Annotated in this window: 18 protein-coding genes and 3 pseudogenes; 4 read left to right on the forward strand and 17 right to left on the reverse strand. The window is 54.6% G+C overall.

Translation table 11 applies throughout. The features are described from left to right. Positions 1–231: 231 nt before the first annotated feature. From AD948_RS06420 to AD948_RS06430, 3 genes are read right to left on the reverse strand one after another with little or no spacing between them, the layout of a single operon-like run. Positions 232–2,043, reverse strand: coding sequence for a hypothetical protein (locus tag AD948_RS06420; RefSeq protein WP_061471180.1), 1,812 nt, complete (start codon positions 2,041–2,043; stop codon positions 232–234). Next, entirely contained in the window at positions 2,040–2,525 is a 486-nt protein-coding gene (locus AD948_RS06425) for an ABC-three component system middle component 2 (RefSeq protein WP_061471181.1), read from the reverse strand. The genes AD948_RS06420 and AD948_RS06425 overlap by 4 nt, the downstream gene beginning before the upstream one ends. Then, positions 2,518–3,621, reverse strand: coding sequence for an ABC-three component system protein (locus AD948_RS06430; protein WP_211264442.1), 1,104 nt, complete (start codon positions 3,619–3,621; stop codon positions 2,518–2,520). Before AD948_RS06430 ends, AD948_RS06425 begins: the two co-directional genes overlap by 8 nt. A gap of 360 nt (positions 3,622–3,981) precedes the next feature. Here AD948_RS06430 and AD948_RS18650 point away from each other — a divergent pair. Continuing rightward, positions 3,982–4,184, forward strand: a pseudogene (locus tag AD948_RS18650) (transposase); the annotation flags it as partial. A gap of 47 nt (positions 4,185–4,231) precedes the next feature. Here AD948_RS18650 and AD948_RS06435 read toward each other — a convergent pair. Both AD948_RS06435 and AD948_RS06440 read right to left on the reverse strand, forming a co-directional pair. After that, a pseudogene (locus AD948_RS06435) lies at positions 4,232–4,495 on the reverse strand (PhzF family phenazine biosynthesis protein); the annotation flags it as partial. A gap of 1 nt (position 4,496) precedes the next feature. After that, positions 4,497–4,931 (reverse strand): UrcA family protein, encoded by a 435-nt coding sequence (locus AD948_RS06440; protein ID WP_082782333.1) that lies wholly within the window; start codon positions 4,929–4,931, stop codon positions 4,497–4,499. A 123-nt stretch (positions 4,932–5,054) separates the two neighbouring features. Here AD948_RS06440 and AD948_RS06445 point away from each other — a divergent pair, with 123 nt between their 5' ends. Next, the gene (locus AD948_RS06445; RefSeq protein WP_061471183.1) at positions 5,055–6,458 is read left to right on the forward strand and encodes an aminotransferase-like domain-containing protein; all 1,404 of its coding nucleotides are present in this window, start codon (positions 5,055–5,057) and stop codon (positions 6,456–6,458) included. A gap of 602 nt (positions 6,459–7,060) precedes the next feature. Here the strand turns inward: AD948_RS06445 and AD948_RS06450 are convergent. Then, positions 7,061–8,569 (reverse strand): ATP-dependent nuclease, encoded by a 1,509-nt coding sequence (locus AD948_RS06450; protein WP_169797390.1) that lies wholly within the window; start codon positions 8,567–8,569, stop codon positions 7,061–7,063. A gap of 468 nt (positions 8,570–9,037) precedes the next feature. Between AD948_RS06450 and AD948_RS06455 the strand changes: the two genes are divergently transcribed. Further along, positions 9,038–10,546: an AAA family ATPase gene (locus AD948_RS06455; RefSeq protein ID WP_061471185.1), complete on the forward strand. Its 1,509-nt coding sequence runs from the start codon at positions 9,038–9,040 to the stop codon at positions 10,544–10,546. Then, the gene (locus tag AD948_RS18125; RefSeq protein WP_156478969.1) at positions 10,485–11,528 is read left to right on the forward strand and encodes a hypothetical protein; all 1,044 of its coding nucleotides are present in this window, start codon (positions 10,485–10,487) and stop codon (positions 11,526–11,528) included. The genes AD948_RS06455 and AD948_RS18125 overlap by 62 nt, the downstream gene beginning before the upstream one ends. A 140-nt stretch (positions 11,529–11,668) precedes the next feature. Here the strand turns inward: AD948_RS18125 and AD948_RS06460 are convergent, their stop codons facing one another. The 11 genes and pseudogenes from AD948_RS06460 to trbE all read right to left on the reverse strand — a co-directional run bounded on the left by AD948_RS06460 (position 11,669) and on the right by trbE (position 25,471). Then, entirely contained in the window at positions 11,669–13,150 is a 1,482-nt protein-coding gene (locus AD948_RS06460) for an FAD-dependent monooxygenase (RefSeq protein ID WP_061471186.1), read from the reverse strand. 260 nt (positions 13,151–13,410) lie between these two features. Continuing rightward, positions 13,411–13,770, reverse strand: a pseudogene (locus AD948_RS06465) (hypothetical protein); the annotation flags it as partial. A 347-nt stretch (positions 13,771–14,117) separates the two neighbouring features. After that, positions 14,118–16,580 carry a S8 family peptidase gene (locus AD948_RS06470; protein ID WP_061471188.1) on the reverse strand — a complete coding sequence of 821 codons (2,463 nt, stop codon included), beginning with the start codon at positions 16,578–16,580 and terminating at the stop codon, positions 14,118–14,120. A gap of 14 nt (positions 16,581–16,594) precedes the next feature. Next, positions 16,595–17,578 (reverse strand): AAA family ATPase, encoded by a 984-nt coding sequence (locus tag AD948_RS06475; protein ID WP_061471189.1) that lies wholly within the window; start codon positions 17,576–17,578, stop codon positions 16,595–16,597. A gap of 189 nt (positions 17,579–17,767) precedes the next feature. Continuing rightward, complete coding sequence (locus tag AD948_RS06480) at positions 17,768–17,998, reverse strand: DUF2274 domain-containing protein (protein WP_061471190.1); 231 nt, start codon at positions 17,996–17,998, stop codon at positions 17,768–17,770. After that, entirely contained in the window at positions 17,995–19,182 is a 1,188-nt protein-coding gene (locus tag AD948_RS06485; RefSeq protein ID WP_061471191.1) for a TrbI/VirB10 family protein, read from the reverse strand. The genes AD948_RS06480 and AD948_RS06485 overlap by 4 nt, the downstream gene beginning before the upstream one ends. Beyond that, complete coding sequence (gene trbG, locus AD948_RS06490; protein WP_061471192.1) at positions 19,179–20,180, reverse strand: P-type conjugative transfer protein TrbG; 1,002 nt, start codon at positions 20,178–20,180, stop codon at positions 19,179–19,181. The genes AD948_RS06485 and trbG overlap by 4 nt, the downstream gene beginning before the upstream one ends. Further along, positions 20,177–20,860, reverse strand: a complete 684-nt coding sequence (gene trbF / locus AD948_RS06495) for a conjugal transfer protein TrbF (RefSeq protein ID WP_061471193.1) — start codon at positions 20,858–20,860, stop codon at positions 20,177–20,179. Before trbF ends, trbG begins: the two co-directional genes overlap by 4 nt. After that, positions 20,860–22,263, reverse strand: coding sequence for a P-type conjugative transfer protein TrbL (trbL, locus tag AD948_RS06500; RefSeq protein WP_061471194.1), 1,404 nt, complete (start codon positions 22,261–22,263; stop codon positions 20,860–20,862). The genes trbF and trbL overlap by 1 nt, the downstream gene beginning before the upstream one ends. Positions 22,264–22,268: 5 nt before the next feature. Further along, positions 22,269–23,042 (reverse strand): P-type conjugative transfer protein TrbJ, encoded by a 774-nt coding sequence (trbJ, locus tag AD948_RS06505; protein WP_061471195.1) that lies wholly within the window; start codon positions 23,040–23,042, stop codon positions 22,269–22,271. Further along, on the reverse strand, positions 23,039–25,471 hold the full coding sequence (gene trbE, locus AD948_RS06510; RefSeq protein ID WP_061471196.1) for a conjugal transfer protein TrbE: 2,433 nt from the start codon (positions 25,469–25,471) through the stop codon (positions 23,039–23,041). Before trbE ends, trbJ begins: the two co-directional genes overlap by 4 nt. Between the last annotated feature and the right edge of the window lie 8 nt (positions 25,472–25,479).

Consider the following 25,479-nt stretch of genomic DNA (forward strand, 5'->3'; position numbering starts at 1 on the left):
CAGACTTTCGTACGCCTCGCGGCGCCCGAAACCCTTCAGGCGAACGGAATGTCTGATATCGGGAAGCAATAGCCGAAAGCAGTCATTCGCAGCACTCAGGTTCACGGAGCTTACCGGTCCATCCCATTCGTTTAGCGTCCAATTGTGAGCTCCCAAGTGCGGACCTGCAGCTTCCATACCCGATCACACAGCAACGACTGCGCGACGGCCAACGTTCGTCGATAGTCTGACTCACAAAAGCCCGAAGCGACCTTCGGTCGGGTTTCCTGTGAATATCGTAAGATTCAACCCCTCGAGTTCGCTGTCAGGTGGATGCTGATTCTCAATGACTATTACTTGGCTGCCATCGCCATGGTGTGCCTTAAGATAGCTGTAGAACCGCTCCTTCAGATCTGTACCCTGTAGCGCGGTGTCCTCATCGCCTTCAGGCTTGAAGTAGGCTAGAAGCGGGGAGTCCAGCACTAGGAAGCCTGGATGCGGCAGACCATGTTCCTGACAATATTCAAGCAAGGCGATCGAAACGGCGGCATGCGTTATCGCACGCAAGCCCTTACCGCGACTTCCTCTTGGTTTTCCGTCGATGACAAAATCACTTGCATCTTTGTCGTAATGGACACGGCATTCACCAGGAAAATTCCACGCTTTGAGAATTTGCTCGACCTTCAACGAGAATCGGTGGGCGACAACCTCTGAGAATCCGACTGCGACCTTGGTCTTCTCAGCAGGTTCGGCCGCGACATCATCCAGATCTGCGCGGCGTGCTTCGAGCTTGTCTCGCCGATCAAAAAGAGCCAAAAATCCACGGACGGCTGACCGCGTCTCGATGATGTCGGTGAACTTTGCTCGAGCAGCTTCCACTTCGGGCGCCATAGTCTGCCGGATGTCGCCATCGACGGTAGCGTAGGCTTCTACGACCGTTGCCTGCAAATCTTCGAGGTGATCTTGTTCGGCCCGCAGTTGGGTTACTGTGGAGGCGAGTTCCTCAGAGAGTCGCTCGATTTTTCCAATTTCGGCCGTCGCCGCTTCAACGATTTCCGCGACATTTCCGTCGCAATCAGCGTCGGCATGCTGAGCTTCGGGCCCTGCTCCGCATAGCGGACAGGCCACGCGCTCGACGTAGGCGAATAGTGTGCCGCTCTCTTGTATTGCCTGCAGGCGATCACGGTCAACTGCGTAATGCTCCCGAAGAAGTTCGAAGCGGGCGAGCAACTCACCAATCTCGTCGAGCCGGTCGGTAATTTCACGCGATTGGTTTGCCAGCTCGCGGCGCTGAGACATCCGATCTTCGAGGTTCAGCTGCGCGTCTGCCACGCTGTCCCGATGTTCAGCTGCGGAGGTTTCGAGCCTTTCGAGTTGCGCTTCCAGCTCGGCTTTCTCTTCTCCCATATCGGTAATTTCCGACGCGAGATCCGCGATTAGTTCGTCGAGCAGCATGATCTGTCCTGTCTGGTCTGGCTCGTCAGCCGTGACGGACACAACAGCGGAATCATCGATCCCAGTTAGCAACAGCTTGATGGTGGCGAGTTCGGCCGTCTTAAGGGTGTACTGCCCACCCCAGAATGGCGATCCCTTGTGTTGAATTTCACCTTCTTGCACAATTACGAGGCGGGCTAGGTTGCGGAAGCTGAGACTGTTGGTCGTGCTCTTCGCGCTGCTCTTCAGGATCCGCTTGCCGAGGAGGCCTATTTTTTCGAGCAGAAATCCTGACACATTATCAATGCGCTCATGTGCATGCGCTTGACGTAGCGTATGTGCGGTATCGCCTTGGCGAAGAATGAAATTCCCGCCCGAGATCGCGCGCTCGAAAGTCCATGATTCGGATTCGGGACCGGACAGACCCAGATATAAAGCACTGTAGCCCTCCCTTTCCGGGATCTCCTTCAGGTCGGAGCCGCCGAGCATGAAGTCGATCGCCTCAGCAAGAAAGGATTTGCCGGTGTCCGATGCACCACAGATAACGTTGACGCCACCAGAAAAGCTAATCTCAGCACGCTTAGAGGGGCCTGAAAAACCCAGTTTGTCCAGACGGAGATAGCCACTCATACGCGAGGCCCTCGAAGCTGACCAGGCTGGAACTGGCTAGTCCATTTCTCAAAGAAACGCTGAGTAATCGTGCGGATCGCATCGGTGGTCATATGGCCAAATGCTTGAATAACCCAGGCCGCTCGCGCCCTCAACTCAACCGAGTATGGTGCACTCAATGCTGCCATGTAAGGTGCCGCAGCCTCGCCTGCACGGTAAAGTATCCCATCTGGGCGCGCTACCCGCTCGACCAACCCCCGGCTCGCCATCAGAAGCAATCCCTTTTCAATGATTTCCCTACGAACCAGAAGTTCGCCAGCGCGCATCGGCAATGGCACGTGCAGGCTGTCTGGACCTCCAGCGTCGCTGGAATGCACAACAAGGTAATCAAGCTCGACAAGCCGCTGCAAATCGCAGCCATTCGGGTGGGCAGCCTCCAAGATCGCAAGGGCGCGCACGCCCGTTTCCAAAGGGCTGTTAAACGGGCTCAGCCGCTTACTCATCAGTCGGTATCCAATAAAGCCGGTCTTCATTCGCAAGCTGGTGGCAAATGCCTTGCCGGTCCTGAACGCGTGTGGCGGGGGCTAATGGATTGGACGTTAAAACAACCTGCGCCGCTTGCGACACGGTCGCCTTCATACGCTCGAACCCTGTTAGATGCGAACCCTCGCATATGTCGACGACACCCTGAAAGACTTCCTCCTGCAAAGCGTCGAACGTCCCTTCAGGCACGGTGTCCCGCGAGAAATTCCTTAGCGCTTCCGCGCTGTAAAAGCGTTCACGTTGCCTGCTGAAGTCACGGTGAAGCGGTTGCTTCGAAGCGAGGGCGGCAACGTCCGGCAACTGTTCACCTAGGTGGTCCCCATAGGCATTGAGGAGTTGCCGAATATACCGGCTCTCGTGTTCAGCAGGCTCAGCCGGCGGAACATGTGAAGCTGGGCGTGGTGGAAGGCCGCCGCCGAAACGGATCGCATGGAACTTGGTGGTTTCATGCTGGGCGATCAGTTCCAATACGCTTTTGGACCCGAAGATCGAGAAATCAAACGCATTGAAGTAGGAGAGAAGACTGCCCGTAAGTGCCACATCTGCCGTCTTAGTGATTTCGTGCCGACACTGCCTTTCCCAGGCGTCCCGGGTGCTCTCCTTCAGACTCATCGGGTCAAGGAGAAGTTTTGCAGCGGTTGTGCCGATGTCTTTGCTTGCGGCGAAGTAGTGCTTTCTCGGCACGGTAAACTCACCGAGCCACGAATAGTAAATGATCTTCCCGATTTCGACATGAATATCTGAAGGACGTAACGGATGATCGTAACGCTTGCACTGGTAATTGTCCCATGGAGCGCTGAACCCTGCGGCGGCGGTAAAACCGGTGACGTCGAGCCCCATGTCGCCAGCGCCCGCAAAGCGTCGCACGATCGCATAACCCTTGAGCGAACTCGCCCACTCCTCCGTGAAGCCTTCCCAGTCATCCGGAGAAAAGACCTGCACACGGATGGCTTTCGGGATCGGTAGACCGGCCTGCACATGATCTGCTGAAGCGACTTCCGAAATCGCTTTCGGCGCGATCGACTTAAAATCAGAATTTGCAATCAAAATTGCCAATCCCCCGCACCCCTTTAAACCAGAAATAACATACGCTTACAAACAAAGTTATCGCAAGATGGGCTCCCGAGAGATCAATTGTGTTGGTGATCTCAATGAAAGGGGACGATAAGGCTGAACGAGCGGCGGTGATCATGTCCCACCTCCGGGGCGCGCACTGTGCGGAATGAAGGCGCCAAAGGATCGCTAATCACTTCCGTGTAGCGTCCGGAATTTGCGGCGAGGCGCTCCGAAGCTGTCGGGCGGTTAGGTCCCAAACGCGGTTTATCGCGGTTCACCTAAAAACGTCCGCTTTCGGGCAGCCACCATCACCACTTCGATGTCTGACTTGAGGCGTCTGCTGCCTGTCTGTTAGGGCGTGTCGAGCAGGTTCTGGTTCCAACACTCAAGCCAAGCGATATCGTCGTGCTCGACAATCTCGGCAGCCACACGGGCGGTCCGGCTCGTAAGGCCATTCGGGCTTGTCGGGGCGAGGAACATCTTCCTGCCGCCCTACAGTCCCGATCTCAATCCGATCGAACAGGTCTTCGCCAAGCTCAAGACTTTGCTGCGAAAAGCCGCAAAGCAATCCGCTGAGACAATATGGAAACGCATCGGCTCACTCCTCCAATGCTTCTCCCCACACGTATACGCTTCCAAGAGTCGGATGTCCGGCAAAAGGAAGTTCTGTCTGCTGCGTGAAGATACGCACACGATAATCAGCATCGGGATGCGTCTGTCTGAGAAGAAAGGTTGTCTCGCTGAGATTGGTCCAATTTGCGATCTGCGCCATCTGAGCATCGGACAATCCATCAGCCCCGACCGCCACGGCGAGCGGATTGCCCCGGAAAGGCTCGGCGGCAAAGACGTCAACCTGCCGGAAAGTGAGTTCGATTTCAGTGCTTCTGCGCCGTCGAGCCGATCCCGGGATCGATTGTATCGGCCATGCGTGTCAGTGTCGGACTATGAAAAGCCGCCACCCCGCGGGTGAAGCTTTCATGGTGGCAGTCCGACCATTCGATGATTTCCTGCGTCGGAATGGACAGACCGCCCATGTCGCCGCAGGCTTTCAGCGCAGCCGCGTCGATCCGCATCAGCAGATGCCGGGCCCGCACAGGATCGCTCAGATCTTTCGGGACATACGGAATGGAAATCTGCTCGGTACGTTCGTCCACTTCCTGCGCCACGGCAGGTTCATGAATGGCCATGAGCACTCCCAGTCCAGCCAGGATAGCGCCTGCGAGGCACAAAACTTCTACCCATTCCCGAATGTCGCTGGATGCGTGGGGACTAGGGCGTAAACAGGTGATGTCCGCAACTGACCGCGACATAGGTCAATCCTTATTGTTATAGTACAATAGAGACGAATCGATTCGATTGTTCTAGATTGACAACTTCAGGAAAGAGTTCAATCACTATATTGTCCTATTCCAATTGTACTGACGGAGCTGGAGATGTGGCACCCTGAACTACAGTCGAGCCAGTTGCCGATCTATGAGCGGCTTGTCGTGGCGATGGCGCGCGATATCCAGACAGGTCAGCTTGCGCCCGGTACCAAGCTTCCGCCGCAGCGTGATCTGGCCTTCCGGCTGGGCGTCAGCGTGGGAAGCGTGACGCGGGCCTACGCCGAGGCCGAGCGGCGAGGACTGTTGTCAGCGCATGTCGGCCGCGGATCGTTTGTGCGCGGCACACTGCCAACCGTTCCAGACGTTCCCACAATCGAACACGCTGTAGCCTTGGGACGAGACAGGAGCGGACCGATCGACCTGCGGTGCAACACGCCACCGCCTGTTCCCCTGATGGTAGACCTGAATGCCGCATTGGTCGCACTGATGGCGCGTGAAGCGCTCGACCCCGCCGTGCATTACATTCAGGGGGCCGGTTTACCGCATGTCCGAGCGGCCGGGGCGCAATGGCTCACGCGGCAGTATGGTTTGGACTTCGACGCTGGTGACCTAATTCAATGCAACGGTGGTCAGCATGGCATTGCACTGGTTTTTTCATCGTTCTGTTCTGCCGGCGATACCATTCTCTGTGAGGCCTCGACTTTTTACGGCGCACGCATGGCGGCCAACCATTTGGGTCTGAAACTGCGGGGATTGCCGATGGATGGCGAAGGGCTACTGCCTGAGGCCGTTGATCGGGCAGCTGCGGAAACCGGCAGTCGCCTACTCTTCACGCTGCCAACTTTGCACAATCCGACGACACGAACGATGTCGGAACAACGTCGGCAGGAGATCGCGGCTGTCGCACGGGCGCGTGATCTGCTGATTCTGGAAGATGACGCCTATTACGCATATTCTGAGCGTCCGCGCCAGATCGTGTCTTATGCGCCCGAGCGAACACTTTATCTCGCCAGCCTTTCCAAAGGTATTTGTCCGGGATTCCGTCTGGCGTTTCTCGCGCTTCCTCCCAATCTGCCACGGGAGCGGCTCATGCAGGGCATCCGTGCCTTGGGGTATTGCCCTCCCTCGCTGGGGGCTCTGGTGTTCAGCCAGTGGGTCGCGGACGGTCGGATTGATACCATCTCACAGGCGGTTCAGGCGGAGGCAACCGTCCGGTGGGATCTGGCGCGCTCGGTGTTGGGCGATCTCGTCGCGCCAGCGGGGGCCAGGCGTTCGGCCCATGCGTGGCTACCGATGTCAGCACTCGAGGCGGAACGCGTGACGGCACGGCTGCTTCGCGCTGGCGTTGAAGTTACGCCTCCGGATGCGTCGTTAGTCTCTCCCCAGGCAGACACGGGCCTGCGGTTATGCCTAGGCGCGCCGGAAGACCGGGAAATACTCGCCCGTGCGGTCGCGGTCATAGCCGAGGTGGTCAAAGGACATGGAGGAGCCGACCGCGACGGAATTATATGATCGTTAACGTTACACAAAGATGTGCGCCAGACGGCATATGGGGGAGATCAGAATGTCTCCTTATCGACTAGTTTTCTACGAAAGCCGCCCTTGATGCTCGGTTGTTGATTTAACAGGAGCCTTCGAGCGCGGCAGACGCTCCCATGGAGCCAGCAGAAAAGTGTTTTTAGTAGGCGGCAGCTATTCTCGAGCAATTAGAGGGCGTCAACTGATGTGCTTGGTTGCTTGCTATCTTCCGTGGGCAGAGATGACAAAGCGCTGACCCACGGGACAATTGTATCGCGAATGTCCAGTTGCGGCACGCATCAGGAGTCAACTAACCAACAAGTGTATTAATTACAAGCCCTTTCCCAGATCACGCGATAGCTCGACCGCAACAGCGGTTTAATATAGGCCGCAGCTTAACATTTATGCCCACGCATTTGGGTGCGTACGACCATAAGCAGTTAGCGAACTATACATATGCCGATCCTCGGCGCGTTGCTTCGCATGGTAGTCGTCGATGAAGTAGCGATTGACGCGTTTCAGCGTCGACAAACTTTGTTACAATTCCTGCTAATTTAATCATAAGAAGTGCGCGCCGATGACTTTCAAACAAGATCTTATCTATTCCACAATGTTATAAATTCATAAACATTTTCTATTTTTTTTGCCAATTCTTCTTCATCAAAAACACGTATTCTTTGTTCATATGAGAGGTTAGAAAAAATAGTGGCAATTTTTGTTTTTGGAGGGGATTCTGGTTTTAATGTAATTTTTGTAGTATTCTCATCAATAATAAAGTAAGTATATAATACATCTTCTGGAAGATACCCCTCTATAGTATAGGGCTTTGTAATCCAATATCCACAGGTTTTTCTATTTATTTGATTTATTTCGTTAATAATCTTCGATTTTGTTGAAATTACATTTTTCGGTACATCGCTACCATCTTCAAAACTCAGATCTCTATCGATCACCATAAAGAAATTCTGGTTTATATTAAGAATATTTATATGACTGCAAGACGGAATCATTGAAAAATTTGATAATATAGATCCACCATAAAATGAAAAAGAATAATTTATATCTTCAGTGTATATTCTCTTATTGTTCTTTTTGCACCAGTCTCTTAGCCAAGTATTTATGTATATTCTGTCGGATGGCCCCTCAACCCAGATAACACCATTTGATTGTAAAATATCACTTGCTTTTACCCCCATTTCGTCAAGAATATTTCTTGTCTGGCTGAAATTTTTCACACAAGAAAGTTTACTGTTTTGTGCAGAGAATAAATTTGGCTCAAAACTTCCCCATTTTTCTACATTTATAAATGTAGGAGAATGTGTTGTGATAAATAGCTGAATATTTTTTTCTTCAGAAATAACTCCAACGCGTTGCGCAAGTCGCCTTTGTAAAATTGGATGGAGGTGAGTTTCCGGCTCTTCTAAAAGAGCAATTGAATTTTGTGGAAGGTTCTTTAACCAGCTTAATATACACGCGTAAGCTCTCCATCCAGATGGAAGATCTATAGCGCGCACCGTATTGGTTTGAGCGTCATCGTCGTCCAACCAAATATCTAGATAACCATCTGCTTCAGAGACACTAATTGGAGAGTTTTTTCGCGCTTCTAAAGTATGAATATCTATACAAAGTTGTTCCGGATCGTTACATCTGCTGGAAACAAGTCCAGGTAAGTCCCTCGATATCTTATTGAGTTCCCCTACCAAGTTCTCAAGATTATCTATTTTATTATTGTAATTATCATAATATTCAATATTTAATTTTGATTTATCTATTATTTTTGTTTGAAAATTTTTACATGGCGTCATTGCGTGGTCTCGCCACGGAACTTCGTCCGTACTACAGACGTTATGTTTAAAATCTTTTACTTGTATTGTTTTGATTTCATCCCAGCCATGCATGCTAAATAGGCCGACAAACATATTATCATCAGTTTTTATAACGAAGCATGATAGATGATCAACTGGCAAATTCTCCCGTTGTAAATTTGAGATTTTTCTTGATTCTCTGAAGCTATCGATAACATCAATAACAGTTGATTTTCCAGATCCATTTTGACCAATGAAAATATTTATTCTTCCTGTTTTAAATTTTTCTGCTTTATTCATCCACGTCACGAAATCAATAGGTTTTGTATACTCGAGCTTTCGTAGGCCGGCCAACATGAAATATTCTATGTGCAACAGTTTTCTCCCTTAGCTGCATATGCGCATACGCCAAATATGTTCGAGTTCTACTTTAAACTCATACCAATACCAATTCAGATAGCCATTTCCCCGCATCCTATGTGTTTTGCCCCGGGGTTTGACGGTGTGGATTACAGTATCAAGGACATACCGGATTAGGGATTGAATCATGTCCGCTTCTGGGAATGAGAAAATGTGCTTCATTCGTCCAAGATGAGGCGTCTGCCGCTGGTCTGCTCCGGCATCACTGAGCAGACCAGCGGTTAAGGGGGGACAACGGAATGTCCGACAAACGCCGGTGCGGCGATAACAACGGGCCTCAATACCTTGCAACATAATGATTATTGCGACACAATACAAAATATATTCTCCTCATGAATGAGTTAAAAAATGTTAAAAGAAATACGAATAAGTAATTTTAAAGCATTCGGAAAATTACAAAAAATCCCTTTAGGGAAAATAACCTTGATATACGGGCCAAATTCTGCTGGAAAAAGCTCAATAATACAGTCTATATTACTAATGAAGCAATCTACTATACTCGAATCAACGCCGACAAGTGAAAATAAAGTTGTATTCCGAGGGGAAGACGTTGATTTAGGAAACTTCGAGTCAGCCATTTATAAGCATGATGTAACCAAGAAAATACGCATTGGGTTTTCCTTCGATTCTCCAAATTCTCGAAGTGCGTCGACAAGGCACAATATTTCTCGGTCTGCATTAAAGAGCGTGGATGTAAGCATCAATACAATTCCGGATTCGGAAGAGGACAAAAATGGGGATGCTTGGATTGAAGAGATTGATTTCGGCATTTTCGACAAAACCACATCTCTTGTAAGAGTCGCTCAAACTGAAAATCCTGCAAAAGATTTAGATGATAACGTTAATACACTTTATAAAATAAAAAATTTAGATTCAGCCATTAATTTATCTAGAATGATATCATCAATAGATAAAAATACAAATAATTCTAAAAAAAATAGCATGGGATCTAAATTTGATTTGCTTGGAAATCAAATAAATAAGATATGGAAGGAATTGAATTTTATTCCCACGGCATCTATGCCAGGTCAGATACTATTAAATAAAAAATTGATTGAAAATCATAAAGAAATACTCGAATTAGGGCTTTTCGAACACCTTTTTATTGGTTCTCTTCCAATTGATTCCATTAGAAGGGGGTTGTTGGCGGAATTTGCAAACGTCTCATATCTAGGTCCTTTAAGAAGCCCTCCTGCTCGTCATTATATCGTATCAGGTAGCGACAAAGGTTCGGTGGGGCAGCGCGGAGAACGGATGCCACAATTGCTTTATCGGCGAAAAAATAAATTGATCCCTCGCTTAAACGATCAACTCGAGCAATTTCAAATTCCTTACAAGGTAAACGTCTCAAATGCTGGTGATAGTTTGACCGGTGACATTATAGCCATGTCTTTGACAGATGCTCACAATGTGGTGGTGAGCCCCTCAGATGTAGGTTTCGGGATTGGTCAGCTCATGCCAATCCTTGTTGAAGGCACTGTCTCAAGCGGTAAAACAATCTGTGTGGAACAGCCCGAAATCCATATTCATCCTCGATTGCAAGGACATTTGGCAGACTTCTTTTTCAATACATCCAAAGTTCACGGAGAAGAAAAAAAGAGTGGTAAAGCAGAACCTTTTGGGGGAAACCAATGGATTGTAGAGAGTCACAGTGAGGCATTAATTCTCAGACTACAAACTCTTATAAAAAAACAGAATATTCCACCTGACTTCGTGACAGTTTTATATGTTCAGCCAACGGACGAAGGTTCGCAGGTTTTGCATCTTCGGCTTGATACTGACGGTGAGTTTTTGGATGAGTGGCCCAACGGCTTTTTCGAAGAAAGCTTCCAAGAAATATTTATTAACAGGCGATAAGATGACCATTAGATTTGTTCTGCAGCCGTCTGCACTTTGGCCTCAACCTCAGCCCCATTCAGATCCGGCAAGAGAGAGATCTAATAACATTCGATTTTTAGAATTTTGGAAAAGATATGGGGTTTTTTTTATGAGTCCTAATAACGAGCCAATTATTGAAGCTTTACAAGAAATGCCTATGGCAACACGAAAATTATGGAAAAATGCTTTGATAAGCGATTATTTTAGAAAATTTGAATGTGGTCACGAATATACGGAAGACACTTTTTTTAATCAGCCATCATTATTGAGTTTTTCTCAAGATGTTGATATCGCATGTTTGGAAAACAGTACAATTTTACAATATTGCTCAGACGATGAGTGGAGTGGATTCATTGAGGGAGACAATTTGGAGGTCTGCCGCTTTGATTGTATTGATACTTCAAAACATCTTACAAATCTTAAAATATTATGGGATGGAATTATCCCAATAGGTACTGAACGCGATAAAATTTGGACTGATCGCTTTCTCAGCTTGTCTTCTTTTGCGAAGCATATATCTATTATTGATCGATACTGTGGAAAATCTATATCTGAATGCTACTCGCAAGGTAGATTGTCAGGAGTTACTTACTTTATAAAACTGTTAAGTCAAATACCTGGAAAAATCAAAACGAAAAGTGTATCTATATATACATCCAGAAGAGACACGGAGATTTCTGAAATATGTAAATTAATAGAGAAACAACTAAAAGTTAGTAAAAAGAACATTGGATCTGTTAGATTATATGCTCTGAAAGATAGTGATTTTTCAAAAGTTGCTCACGATCGATTCCTTAGATTCGACAATATTATTACTTCCATTGGAAAAGGCATATCTTTGTTTGAAAAATCTTCTTGCGAAGAGAATTTTTCATGTGCTATGCAAAGTGACGATGGCTCCTTCAGAAATAATATTGAAGGTGTATTGCAGAGATGCTCCCAGAGCTATCAAATACTATAAATAACTCACAACATCTATTTTAATACATAAAAATTTCGTATTTTTTTGTCTGCTTTTTTCTTCGCGCTAGGCGTTGTGGACGACTGAAAAGAGGCGGATGCTGCCTGTCCGGTTTCATGGCATGATATTATCAACGTGTTTCAATTCTTCATCAGTGTGGATGTTTCGGCTGCCATTCCTTTCAGGGCCATATCGATTACCGCCCAGTTCCCACTTTTTGCGGTAGCAGCGACGTAGCCATCGGGTCGCACCAGCCAGATGCCATTTTCATCCGGTGGCCGGCGCACTTCGGACATCAGTAAGGATGCATGACGCGCGATCATGGCCCGCGCTTCAGCACAGTCTCTGGCGGCAAGTATAAAGCGGGGAATACCACCACCCTCAGAACCTCGTGCTGAAATCATCCGCTGTCCCGGTTGGGGGACACGCAATCCACGAGCGGAACCCACGTTGAGGGGGCTATCGGGATAACCAATCATGATTCCGGAAAGCCGGTTGGCGATGGCGCGACGGATCACCGAAATGCAGAAAATCTGCTTTACAATAAAGTTGCGTACCTTCTGCGCCAGATGACTTCTGAGCAGGACAATCCTGGTCATACGGCTGGAATCCGATAATATCTGCAGCGCTACACCGCTACGCTCGATACTGTAGCTATCCAGCAGGCACGGCCCTGCTTCCTGCTGCTCGACAAGCGCAAGCTTCCAGGCGAGATTGAAGGCATCCTGCATGCCCATGTTCATGCCCTGGCCACCGGCAGGGCTATGGATATGGGCTGCATCGCCAGCCAGAAATACGCGACCCTTGCGATAGTTCCGGACCTTGCGTTCGTTGACCCCGAAATCCGACAGCCATACCGGATCGGACAGGGCGACCCCGCCCGGTCCCCGCCGGTCGACAGTTCTCTGCATTTCCTCAAGGTCCGGCGTATGCAGTGGAACCGAACCCAGATCGGCGATAATACGGTAACGGTCCCGCGATATCGGAAAAAACATGACAGCGCCGTCCGGGTGCCAGAAAATTGCCGGTTCGTCAGGCGAGATGGCAAGACCCGTCACATGCACATCAGCAATAACAAAACCCGTGGGCAGCGTGTCTCCCTCGAATGCCAGGCCTAACCTGCTGCGAACAAAGGAATGTGCCCCATCGCACCCGATGAGCCACGCAGCTTCCAGGCTCTCGATCCTGCCTCCAGCATGCCTAAGTGTGCATGAAACATCGTCATCCCTGTTAACGAAGTCCGTCAGTTCAGTTCCGCGTTCGACAGTCTTACCAAAAGTCCTGAGATGTTCTTCCAGTAACCGCTCGGTTTCCGATTGTGGAATCAGTAGCAGGTAATTGAAAGAAGAGGTGATCGTCCCGAACGGGATCCGGGCAAGTGTCCTGTTGCCAGCGTGAATGCTGACAGCGTTTGCACATAGCCCGGTGGCCATAAACGCATCCGCACAGCCCGCTGCGTCAAGCAGTTCCAGTGTGCGGGGCCAGACGGCTAGGGCTCGGGACTGGGTGGTGCGGGCCGGCAACCTGTCGATAACCCTGACAGGCGTCCCGTACCGGGCCAGTTCGGCGGCCATGGTCAGGCCGACAGGCCCTGCACCGATAACGAGAACGGGCTTCGACATGGTTTTTATCCAAAGGAACAGACCTGTCCGGACATACGGGCAGGCGTCATCATTTTAACGCCAGACGTATCCTGCCTGTTCCTGTTTGCTCAGATGTAATAGATCGCATGATTTCAATGACCGCTTTGCCGGTCGGGCAATCGTCTTCCGGACGGCGGAAATGAGGCGAAAGCGGCCTATTTCCGGAGCATGGTGATCCCGAGTTCGTGCCACATCCACCCGAAATCGTAGGCAACCCCCGCGCCGTCATTTTTCCGGGCGCGCGCCATCAGGCTCTGGCCGGGTCGGATGTCCGAAACTTCATACAGGCTCATGACCGAAGCCCTGAGCGCACGCATATAGGCGCTGTTGCGCGGCCCTTCCTTCCAGCCCCGGCGTTTCAGATAGACGTCAACGATGTTCCGACCATCGTCCCGGTCCTGCCCGAGAAAATCCTCGAAGGCACAGCCCCACAGCGTCATGGCGACGTCGGGACCGATCATCTCCGCCAGATCCTCGAACGTGATGTCGCCCGCTTCCAGCGCCGGACCGATGTGATCGCCAAGCACTTCCGCGAAACGGTCCTGCCAGTCATCCTGACCGAGATATCTGATCAGTCCCGTGAGTTCGTCTGCGGCCATGAGGCTTTCCTGATACTCCAGTTATGGACAGCAAGACTGTCCTGACTCGACAAGGCAGGATCATACCCTGAAACAGGCAGCGGGATGCCCCTTCCCACCTTCACGCATTTGTGACATTCGACAAAAATGCGCCGGATTACCTTTCCGTCTGTTTCCTATGTGTTTCCTGCGTTGTGTTTCAGGCACAAAAAAAGCCACCCTTGAGGGTGGCTTTTCTCTTGTCTTTTCAGACGTTTATGCTTGGTTGCGGGGGCACGCAGCCCCCGATACCGACAATCACTAATGTTTGCTGTTTAGTCGTGACGCTTACTCACAAAAATATAATGGAAACAGCCGTATAACTCTGGTCAAGAAGCGGGAACTGCTACAGCCAGCTTATTGGCGATTGCTGTATAAAGGTCGACTTCCGCGCCAGGCGCACGGATCGACACCAGAAGTGCGTATCGTACCGACCGATCCCAGCGCTGCAAACCAGGCTTCTCTTTCCACCAGCCACTGACCGGGAACACACCAACAGCATCACGCTCCGCAAGTGCGGCCGCACTTCCACGCCATATATCGGAGTGGATTGAGCCACGATCCCGTATCGAGCCCAATACCCAATTGTCTCCTCCAGGCGCGCTCCCCATTGCACCAGCTTCCTCCGCCTCGGCAGCCTTATTAGTGCGTGTCCGGAACTGCTGAAGACTTTCGAGGGAGCGTTTCACAGCAAAACGAAGAGCATGGGAAGCATAACGATGCCTTCGCGTCCAACCTCTTTCGCCAGGATTAGGCTCAACAAAGTAAGATAGGGTCACTCTCAATTCCACATCTTGATCACCGAGCGCAAGCAACTCATCACGCGGCCACGGTAGATGATGTAAATTCATATCCCTTGTTTTAATGTTTGAGCCGTCTTTTCGGAAGGGTAGTAGAGCGTCCTCCACCATGAGAGTCGCATCATTTAGGGCACTCATCAACGCTCGTCCAAGATCTGGTACACCCCAGCCATAACGACGCAACATCGCCATCTTCTGCGTCTGATTGACGGCGGCATTAAAGCGACCTTGCATTGCCGGTGTCCACTCAGCCGAATGAACCACCAATCCTCGTACCGTCTCCGGCCACAGTTCAGGCCTGGCGGCGATAATACCAGCCGATAGATTAGCCGCTAAGGCCGCTGCCGCACTGGTATCACCAAATACGTCAAACAAGCGAACATTCGGCCGAAAATGCGTTGTAATGAGTTGAAGATCGTCGATTGCCGAGGCCGGATTAACTCCGTCATAGGCAAGGTTACCGCCCTCGAAAACCACATCGGGACGGATCGGCCACTGCCGATCCCATATTCCTGACGTGCGACTAGTTGGTGCCAAGTCTCCCGCAGGTGCAATAGCTTCCCAGCCGGCATAGTCCGGATGCGTAATGGTAATTTTATCCGTGTAAGCGCCAGCGACAAGCGCATTCCATGCTTGAGCTGGGCTTTCAACCTCTGCAAGGTCATTCGCGTCAGGATATTCCGCAGCGACAATATCGCCTCGCAAGTTTCCTGCCGCCAAAACTATTAAACGACGATGAATCCCGTTGCCATAACAAAGCTGATCGATAGCCGCTGACCATGAAGAAGGACGGCCACGTCCCAAGCCGATGTCACTAGTCACCGCCATGCAAAACACGCGCCGTCGGCGCGGTGCACACGTCTCTGCCTTGGTGATCCCTACCTCTGTTATGGCACCATAAAGTTCAGGATCATTCTGATCACTGGGCGACAAAATCTTCACGGACTCCAAACGGTGCTGCAAATTGATGGCAGCGTTTTCACTCAGTGCCGCTTCGAGATCCCCATACAACGCGACGCCAGCCATTGCAGTGCCATGGCCGTTCCAAAAAGCACTGTCCCCCACGCCCCATGAATTATCGTAAGCGTGCTGATCCGCAGGATCGAGGCCTGGCGCAATGAGAACGTGCCCTTGGGTCGTCCCGCTATCGAGAACACAGACCGCAGGTGCCAGAATTGATGGCGGGTTGACCCGCTCAGCAAGTTCGGCCGCCCATTCAACCTGCTCAACGGCACCCATTTCAAGAAATAGCGATGGAGTATCCTTCGCAATCCTTAATTCAGCGATTGCATCGGTATTTCCAACCAACCGCACCATTGTGGCTTCGTTCGCAAGTACCAGCACAACGTCCCGTTCTGGAAAGCTGATTATGTGCTCTTTCAGAACGACATTCAGGCGTTCCGCAACCGCCCGAAATGTCCCAAGTCTATCTTCACGCAACCACACTTCCCACCAAGCCTGACGCTCGGCCTGAGGAAACAACGTCATATCATCGGTAAAAAGAGAACGAAGAGCAGCCAAACGAATATCTTCAATCCGAGCAACAAGAGCTTCGTTTTTTGGCTTGCCCGTTTTTGTGTCCTCGTCGCGATAGGCCTCGATCTTCTTGACAAAAAAATCAGCAGACTTTTCCGGCACAAATACCGTGGCTGAAATCAGATCTTCTCCGTCCTCGGGCAGTCTTACCGCAACTAATTCGATCGACTTGGGTTTATTCTCCAACCCGTCTACAGCAGCTCGCTCGGCTGCGGGAATCTCAAACTCCAGGTAAAAACCACGCTCGCCCTCGGCTACGGCCTCATCGCGCGTTGCCAACTTACGGCGAGCCTCTGAGAGCGCATTACCAATAGCCTGTTCAAGCTTATGGGCATGCGCGGCCCGAACTCGTGCAGGCGGCAAGCCTGAGTCTCCTCGCTTCGGCGAAGTATAAAGTTCTTTCTCTCCGCCCCCTTCCATATACAGGTGCGGTCGATCTCGCTTCATATCCACCATAGCGCTCTAAAAAATCAAAACGTAGCCGCCTTACGCTCCGCGAGCGCAGCGAGCAGCATAGATTGGTCAACATTCTCGGTTCCACCAAGAACGGCCATCTTGGCCGCATCCTCTGCGGCACGAGCGATCTCCGCCTGACTGAGACCATCTGTGGCTTTAAGCACTTGATCCCAATTGATCAATTTCAATTTAAATGTCGCCAAATGTGATTCCAGAATTCCGCGCGCGATCTTAGTATCTGGCAGCCCATAAGTAATTACATCATCAAATCGACGAAATAGTGCCTTATCGAGCAGCTCAGGATGGTTTGTTGCCGCCACTATGAGACTCGGCCCATCATCGTTCTCGATGAATTGAAGAAATGAATTAAGTACACGTCGGATTTCGCCAACGTCATTTGGGCCAGCGCGCTGAGCACCGACAGCGTCAAATTCATCAAAGAAGTAGACACCGCGCTGAACGGCAATGGCATCGAACACTAGTCTAAGGCGGCTTGCCGTCTCCCCCATCAGCTTCCCGATTAACCCGTCATAAAGGACTGTAAACAATGGCAACTTAAGTTCGCCTGCCAAGACGGCAGCCGTCATGGTTTTACCGGAGCCTGGCGGCCCAACAAGAAGGATCTTTCGACGGGGAGTAAGCCCCCGCGCACGAAGCCGCTCCTGTTGACGTTGTTCCGTCAGCACTCGGCGAATTCGTTCTCCGAGTGCTGGTGTCAGCACCATGCTGTTGAGGCGAATGTTAGAATAACGCGCAGAAAGAAGGTTTGTAAGTTCGCCCTTAGGTTGCGCGATAGGCACGGGGCCAGCACCGCGTCGGGCAACTGTCGCGTCTTTACCTTTTGCTGCCTCAACCAACTCTCGCAATTCCTGCGCAAGCTTGCCATGCCCTTGACGCGCCTCGTGAGCGGCCAATTGCGTCGCAACGGAGAGAAAGCGTTGCTCGTCTCCAGCGATATGGCTTTGCAGCAGGGCAACGATGTGACGCGCAGTGGTCATAGGTTCCTTCAGTGGGGGCGGTCGCCTCCCATTGGCTGACGATCCTAGTACGCTATAATGCGGTCTGAATTAGAAAGATGCTCTCGTCAAGCTATTCGCTCAGATCCGCCCCCTGCCGACGGCTTGAAAATCGATCAAACTCACCCGCATCAATGTTGTAATGTGATAGCGTATCTCAAATCGTGCATTTTATCTGATCGCCTTGTTTTGTCTCCGCACCTTGGCGAAACCACGATCAGTGACGATGAAACGCTCCAGCATGGGCACGATGAGACGCATGGGATCAGGGGCACTCTGTCCGGGGCTGCTACCGAGGATTTCAACATAGGCGACAAGATCACGATGCAGGGTGGCCGGCAACTCCAGCGTGACCTTCACGGGCTTGTCATCCTCGATCGGACCGAGCTTCAGCTTCGTCATGGGTGGATTTCCTCCTGTGTCCAAGGCTTTAGAACCAGATCGCGGTTCAGAATGAGCGTGAACGGCAGGCCCGGCCGGTCGGTCAGAGTGGGCTGAATGTTCAGGCTGCGATCGATCAGACGGTTGCCGACCATGGAGAAACCGTTACTTGCACCGCTCCGGATGGCCTGCATGAGATTGTTCTCGTTCCATGACGTCCCGGCTTCGGAGCCCACGCTGAGGAGAGTCGTGACCAGCGCTGCCCTGAAGAGCTGGCCCCAATGGTTGTTCACCTCATCCGACAGGCCCGACTGGCCGATGGCGTCGCCGCCGGGCAGCTTTTCCAGGACGAGGCTGTCGCCGTTCGGGTAGATCAGCCGCATCCAGATAATCTGGGTGCGCTGCTGCCCGAAGGAAATGCCGCTGTTATAGGCCCCGAACAGGGTGCTACCCTGCGGGATCAGCAAGAACCGGCCGGTCGGACTGTCATAGACGTTCTGGGTCACATGCCCGACGATCTGGCCGGGCAGGTCGGAGCTGAGCTTCGTGTTCAGCGCTCCAGCGATCACGGTGCCAGCCTGGAGGACGTAGGGCGAGACCAGCGGCATGATGCGATCGGGGCTGGCCATCGCACGATCGGGCGGACCTGCTAGAAAGGCGCGATTGCCGGTCTGCTGATCGGGGCTGGTCGGTGATGCCTGTGCTCCGGGAGCGGTGGCCATGACCGGAATTGTCTGCGCACCCTGCCCCTCTCGCGCCTCGACCTGCGCGAAGAGCCGGCTGGTCCGCGCCGCCTCGATCTCCTGGTCACCGCGACGATCCCCCATGCCGGGAAGCGGTCCCGCGCGGCCCTGCCGCTGTGCGTTGAGGATCGGCCTGCCCAGATCGCCGGGCAAAGGCGGCCCCAGCTTCGGTGTATTGGTATAGTCGCTGGGGAGTGCCGACAGCCCGTCGGCCGAGGCCCGTGCGTCCGTGTCCTGCGCCGCCTGAATCGGCCCTTTCTGCGTGTTGCTTTGTAGCGCGTAGCCCAGCGCGAGGCCGATGGCGAGCACTCCGGCGGCACCCAATGTCCAGATGACGGGGCGCGAGAGCTTTACGACCGGCGGACGCTGCGCGCGCAGCCGCAGATCGGGGGACGGTCCCGTTGCGCTTCCGTTTCCAGCAACGCCCCCTCCTCCATCCTTGCGCTCCTCGGTGTCGCTCATGACTTCCTGCCGTCAGTGCGGACAATCCGAACCCGTTGCTCGGAATGTTTGTCGCCCAGCCGCAATTCGGCGGCGGCAAAGAGGCGATCGACGATCATCCAGTTCTGCCGGACCCGATAGTTCACCAGTTCCGGCCCGCCATCGGACCCGAGCACAAAGAGCGGGGGCAGTTCGCCCTGCCCGATACCGGACGGAAACGCGATGAACACCTTTCGCCGGTCATCGAACGCCCGCAGCGGCATCCAAGGCGGCATCCCACCTTTCACGCTTTCGATCGCGTAGCGGAAATTGAGCGTGTCGAGATTCAGCCCCGATTCCACCGGGGTGACCTCGTCGGCGTCACTGTCCTGCCGATGCAGGGCAATCAGGTCATCTTCGGGATAGTCCCAGGACACAGACGCCATGTAGGTCGCAGGCGTCGCCCGCAATTCGGCGAGATAAGTCCGCCGATCAGTATTGACGATCAGATTGGTGGTCAGGTCCGGCCGCGTCGGCTTGACCAGAATATGCACCCGTTTGGTCATACCCGCGCCACTGGTGGTATCGCCGACGATCCAGCGCACGGTGTCGCCCACCGCGACCGGCCCAGTGCCGACCAGCTTCTCGCCGGGTTGCAGCATAACGTCGGTGATCTCGCCGGGCGAAGCATAGACCTGATAGAGCGCACCCGCGCTGTAGGGGTAAACCTGCACCGCGTTCACATAGCCGCCTCGTGTCGGCTGGATGCGGGCGGCAAGATTGGCCTGCGTCACGCGCACGGTGGGATCAGCCGCTTCGGGCACGACATGGGCACGCCGCAAGGACGGAAGCGGTTTGAGCTGGCCCGGCAGGGGAAGGATTTGCGGAACTTCCACCACCTGCACAGGCTTCGGCGGATCGGGCTGGCGCACGGCCTGAGCCGCGTCATCATAACGAATAACCGGCGGATGATAATGCTGCGCGCATCCGGCCAGCGGCAGGGTCAGCAACGGCAAGGCGCGCGTGAGGGTGCGGATCATTGTCCGAGTTCCTTAGACCAGTTGATGGCAGAGACGTAAATACCGAGCGGATTTTTCCGCAGATGATCCGCGTCGCGCGGCGTGCGCAGAACAACCGACACGATGGCGGTCCAGCGCTCGGTGCCGGCGAACGCGCCGTCGCGGTAATGGCGCTCGGTCCAGGCGACCCGGAAGCTACCGGGCGAGGCCCGGATCACCGAGGCGATGTCCACGTCGACCTGCTCATGCCCGATGCGCGAGAATGGATCGTTCAGCCGCGCATAATCGTTCAGCGCCACCGCGCCGGACGTGGTGGTGAAATCGTAGGCGCGCAGCCAGTTATGCCGGACCACGACGGCATCGGATGACAGGGCGCGCACGTCGTGGACGAACTGCGCCAGATACCAGGCAATCTGCGGATCGGCGGGCATGTAGCCGGACGTGGCCGGCGCCACGACCTGCGCCTGCCCCAGCCGGTCCACCTGCACGACCCACGGCGTGATGGTGCCGCGCGCGGACTGCCAGACCAGCCCGCCCCCAAGACCGGCGGACAGGAACAGAGAACCGAACGCCATCAGCCGCCAGTTGCGGGCCTGCACGCGGGCGGAGCCGATGCGCTCGTCCCATGCCTGCGCTGCCTTCTGATAGGGAGTGACGGGCTCAGGCGTGGTCCCGTAGCGTGTTGTGGAGCGACGGAACATCATTCTTTCTCCGAGAGATCGATGGAGGTGGACCCGCCACCGCCATCGGCGGAGCGGATGATATGGGCGGCCTCGGCAGCATGGGTGGCTGCGTTGCGGCGCTTCATGCTTCGCGCCCAGCGGGGTGGCGTACCCTCGGGGCCAGAACTGCCGCCGGCAACACCCCCTCCGCCGTTACCGGACGAACCACCAGACTGCCCGCCGTTCGCATCGGACGATGCCCCACCTGTGAAGCGTCCGCCTGTCGCGGTGAAAGCCCCTCGCGCGCCCTCGCCGTAGCTTTGTTTCATGGTGTTCGCCGCAGACGACATTTTGCTCTTCACGGCATTTGCGGCAGCGCTGCCCGGCGCCCGGGCGACACCGCCCAGCCCGGCTGCCATGCGGGCACCGGCAGTTTCGCCAGCGGCATTCATGGCACCCATGGAATAAGCCGTATTGGCGGCCCCCGCGATCGTGGCTCCGCCACGCGCGGCAGAAGCCGTGGCGCCGAGGGCTGCGGCGCCACCGGATGCGACAGCCCCGACACCGGCAACAGCAGCAGCGCCCATCGCGCCAACCGCCATGCCTGTGCCAACAGCGGCGCCCGCGCCAAGCTGTGGCGCGCCGGAGATCAGACCATTGGCAATGCTGCCGCCGTAAATGGACAGGCCCACGATCGATACCGAGGCCAGCACGACAGAGACAGACTGGCCGATGGTCGGCACGGCATCGCCATAGGAGATGTTGAACTGCCGGAAGAGCACCGAGGCGATGGCGGAGATCACCGCCAGCACCATCACCTTCACGCCGGAGGAGACGACATTGCCCAGTACCTTCTCCGCCAGGAAGGCCGTCCGGTTGAACAGGGCAAAGGGGATCAGCACGAAGCCTGCCAGCGTGGTCAGCTTGAACTCGATCAGGGCCACGAAAAGCTGCACGGCCAGAATGAAGAACGCCGCCAGCACAATCAGCCAGGACAGGCACAGCACAAAAATCTGGATGAAGTTCTTGAAGAAGGCCACCGGACCCAGCAGGTTGTGGACAGAGTCCAGCAGCGGCTGGGCCGCATCGAACCCCGTCGCGGCCAGTCGGCCGGGACGGAGGAAATCCGACAGTGCCAGACTGCCACCCCCGACCTTCAGGCCCATGGCGGCGAAACTGTCGAACACCACCTTCGCAAGATGATCGAAATTGTTGATCAGAAAAGCAAAGAATCCGATATACAGCGTCTTCTTCACCAGACGCTGGATGATGTCCTCGTCCGCCGCCCAAGCCCAGAACAGCCCGGCCAACGCGATATCGAGCACAGACAGCGATCCCGCCAGCGAAACCACATTTCCTTTCAGCAGGCCGAAACCGCTGTCGATCGTGGTCGTGAAGGTGTTCAGGAAGGTATCAATAACGCCCACGTCGTTGGTGGCCATGGCCGTCAGTTCCCATTGCTGCCGAACATGGACACCGTTCCCGGTGCATAGGCGTCATGCTGCGAAAAGTGCTGATACTGCGTGTCACTTTCCGCTTCCGTCGCGGCATCACGCGCCTGTTGCAGGGCCGTGGCGCGGCCGTTGGCGGCGAGTTCGGCCTGAATGTCGGAAAGCTGATGCGATTGCAGGGCCAGAAGCTGATTTCCCGCCTGCGCGGCCTGCAACGCTCCGGTGGAGGTCTGGCTGGCCGATACAAGCTGGCTCATGGCGCTGCTGTCAGAGGGAATGTTGCCCACCACCCGCGCCTGCAATTTCAGCGCGTCCTCGAACCCGCCCACGGAATACTGCCAGCGTGTCTGTGCCTGGCTGAACAGGGTACTATCGGACATACCGGACGACACGGACGTGTACGCCTGCTGATACTGCTGCTCGACGGACTGGACGCTGTAGGCGATGTTCTGCGCCTGCGCGAGCAGTGCCGTGGTCTGGGAAATCGATGATTGCAGCGATGACAATGTCGATAGCGGCAGGCTCGCCAGATTACGCCCCTGATTGACCAGCATCTGCGCCTGATTGGCCAGTGACGTGATCTGGTTGTCGATCTGCTGGAGCGTGCGGGCGGCGATCAACACGTTCTCGACGTGGTTCGCGCCGTCATAGACCGCCCACTGCGCAGATGCAGACACAACCGGCATGAGAAAAACCAGAGCCGTTCCCATGGCCACGACACATCCAGGGTGGAAATCTTTTGCCCGGATACGGAAAAGTTTTTCCATCATGGCACGCCCCCTTCCCGCAGAAGGTCCGCCGCCCACGTGACACCGCGTACCTCGAACCAGGCGGACAGAAAACCGTCCCGCCCGTGTTCCGCCAGCACGCTATCGATCAGTCGATGATCGTCCTTCCCCGACGCGGCACACAACGCCAGCGCCACCGAGCCGAGGCCCAGTTCGAACAGGCGGTTGCCGCGCTGGGTCTGACAGTAATATTCCCGCTTGGACGCCGCACGGGCGATGATGGCGATCTGCCGGTCGTTCAGACCGAAATCCCGATAGATCGCCATGATCTGCGGCTCGATGGCGCGCTCGTTGGGAAGAAATATCCGCGTCGGACAGCTTTCCACCACCGCAGGTGCGATTGGACTGTTGGCAATGTCCGACAGGGATTGCGTGGCGAAGATGACGCTGGCGTTCTTCTTGCGCAGGGTTTTCAGCCATTCCCGCAACTGACCGGAGAAGTTTCCGTCATCGAGAACCAGCCAGCCCTCGTCGATCACCAGCAGCGTCGGGCGGCCGTCCAGACGGCCTTCGATCCGATGAAACAGATAGGACAGCACGGATGATGCCGCGCCGGAGCCGATCAGCCCTTCGGTCTCGAACACCACCACATCGGCATCCCCGATACGTTCGGCATCGGCGTCCAGCAGATGGCCATAAGGACCACCCAGGCAGTATGGGGCCAGCGCCTGCTTCAGGGCGTTGGACTGGAGGAGTGCTACCAGACCGGAGATCGTGCGTTCATGGCCGGGCGATGACGCGAGGGAATTCAGGGCCGACCAGAGATGGGCTTTGACGTCCGGCGTCAGCGTCACCCCCTCGCCAACGAGGATCTGCCCCAGCCACTCGCTGGCCCATTTGCGCTCATCGGGATCGTCAATCTGCGCCAGGGGCTGAAGGGCGACGGGCGCGGTTTCTGTATCCCCGTCCGTCAGGCCACCACCGAGATCGTGCCAATCCCCGCCCATCGCCAGCGTGGCGGCGCGCATCGAGCCGCCAAAATCGAATGCGAAAACCTGTGCGCCCTGATATCGCTGGAACTGCAACGCCATAAGGGCCAGCAACACTGACTTTCCGGCCCCTGTCGGGCCGGCAATCAGGGTATGACCGACATCCCCGACATGCAGGGAAAACCGGAAGGGTGTGGCTCCTGCCGTCCTGCCATAAAACAGCGGCAGGGCGTTGAAATGCCCATCCTGCTCCGGTCCGGCCCAGACGGCAGAGAGCGGAATCATATGGGCCAGATTCAGTGTCGAGACCGGCGGCTGGCGGACATTGGCGTAAACATGACCGGGCAAGCTCCCCAGCCAGGCTTCCACGGCATTCAGGCTTTCCGTCATGCAGGTGAAGTCCCGCCCCTGAATGATCTTCTCGACCAGACGCAGTTTCTCGGCCGCGATGCTGGCACTGCCATCCCAGACTGTGACGGTGGCGGTGAGATAGGCCTGTCCGACGTCATCAGCACCAAGGGATTGCAACGCCAGATCCGCATCGGCCGCCTTATTGGCAGCGTCATTGTCCACGAGGACGGACGCCTCGTTGGTCATGACCTCGCGCACGATGGCCGCGATCGATTTCCGCTTTGCGAACCACTGCCGCCGGATCTTCGTCAGAACCTTGGTGGCGTCGGTCTTGTCGAGCAGGATGGCGCGGGTGGACCAGCGATAGGGCATGGCCAGCCGGTTCAGGTCATCCAGGATTCCGGGAAAGGTCCGCGACGGGAAACCGGTAATGGTCAGGGTTTTCAGGTACGCATCTCCCAGCTTTGGCTCCAGACCACCCGACAGAGGCTGGTCCACCAGCAGGGCATCGAGATGCATGGGAATTTCCGGCACCCTGACGCGCTGGTTGCGGGTCGAAATGGTGCTGTGCAGATACGTCAGCGTCTCGCCGTCATCGAGCCAGGCGGCCTCGGGCATGAACCCGTCCAGCAGGGCCAGCATCCGGTCGGAGCGATCCACGAACACATGAAGCATGCCGTGCGGGTCCGGCCCGTCACGCTCCCGGCCTTCATAGAGAAAGCGCGAAGCCCGATCGGAAGACTCCGCCGGTGGCAGCCAGACCAGGGTCAGGAAATACCGGCTCTCGAAATGCGCCCCCTCATCCTCGAACTGCTCCCGGCGTTCCAGATCGACCATCTGACTGGCGGCATCGGGGAAATCGCTCTCGGGATAGAGCGTGGCGGGAACGCGCTGCGCTTCCACGAACACGGCCCAGCCGGAGCCAAGACGGCGCAGGGCATTGTTCAGCCGTCCGGTGACCCCAACCAGTTCGGCGGGTGTTGCGCTATCGAGATCGGGGCCGCGTATCTTTGCTGTGCGCTGGAAGGAACCGTCCTTGTTCAGCACGACGCCTTTTGCAACCAGAGCGGCCCAGGGCAGGAAATCCGAAAGGAGGGCAGCACGGTTGCGATATTCGCCAAGGGACATCATCGCCCTGC

It is taken from the genome of Acetobacter senegalensis (genome assembly GCF_001580995.1).
Lineage (GTDB): Bacteria > Pseudomonadota > Alphaproteobacteria > Acetobacterales > Acetobacteraceae > Acetobacter > Acetobacter senegalensis.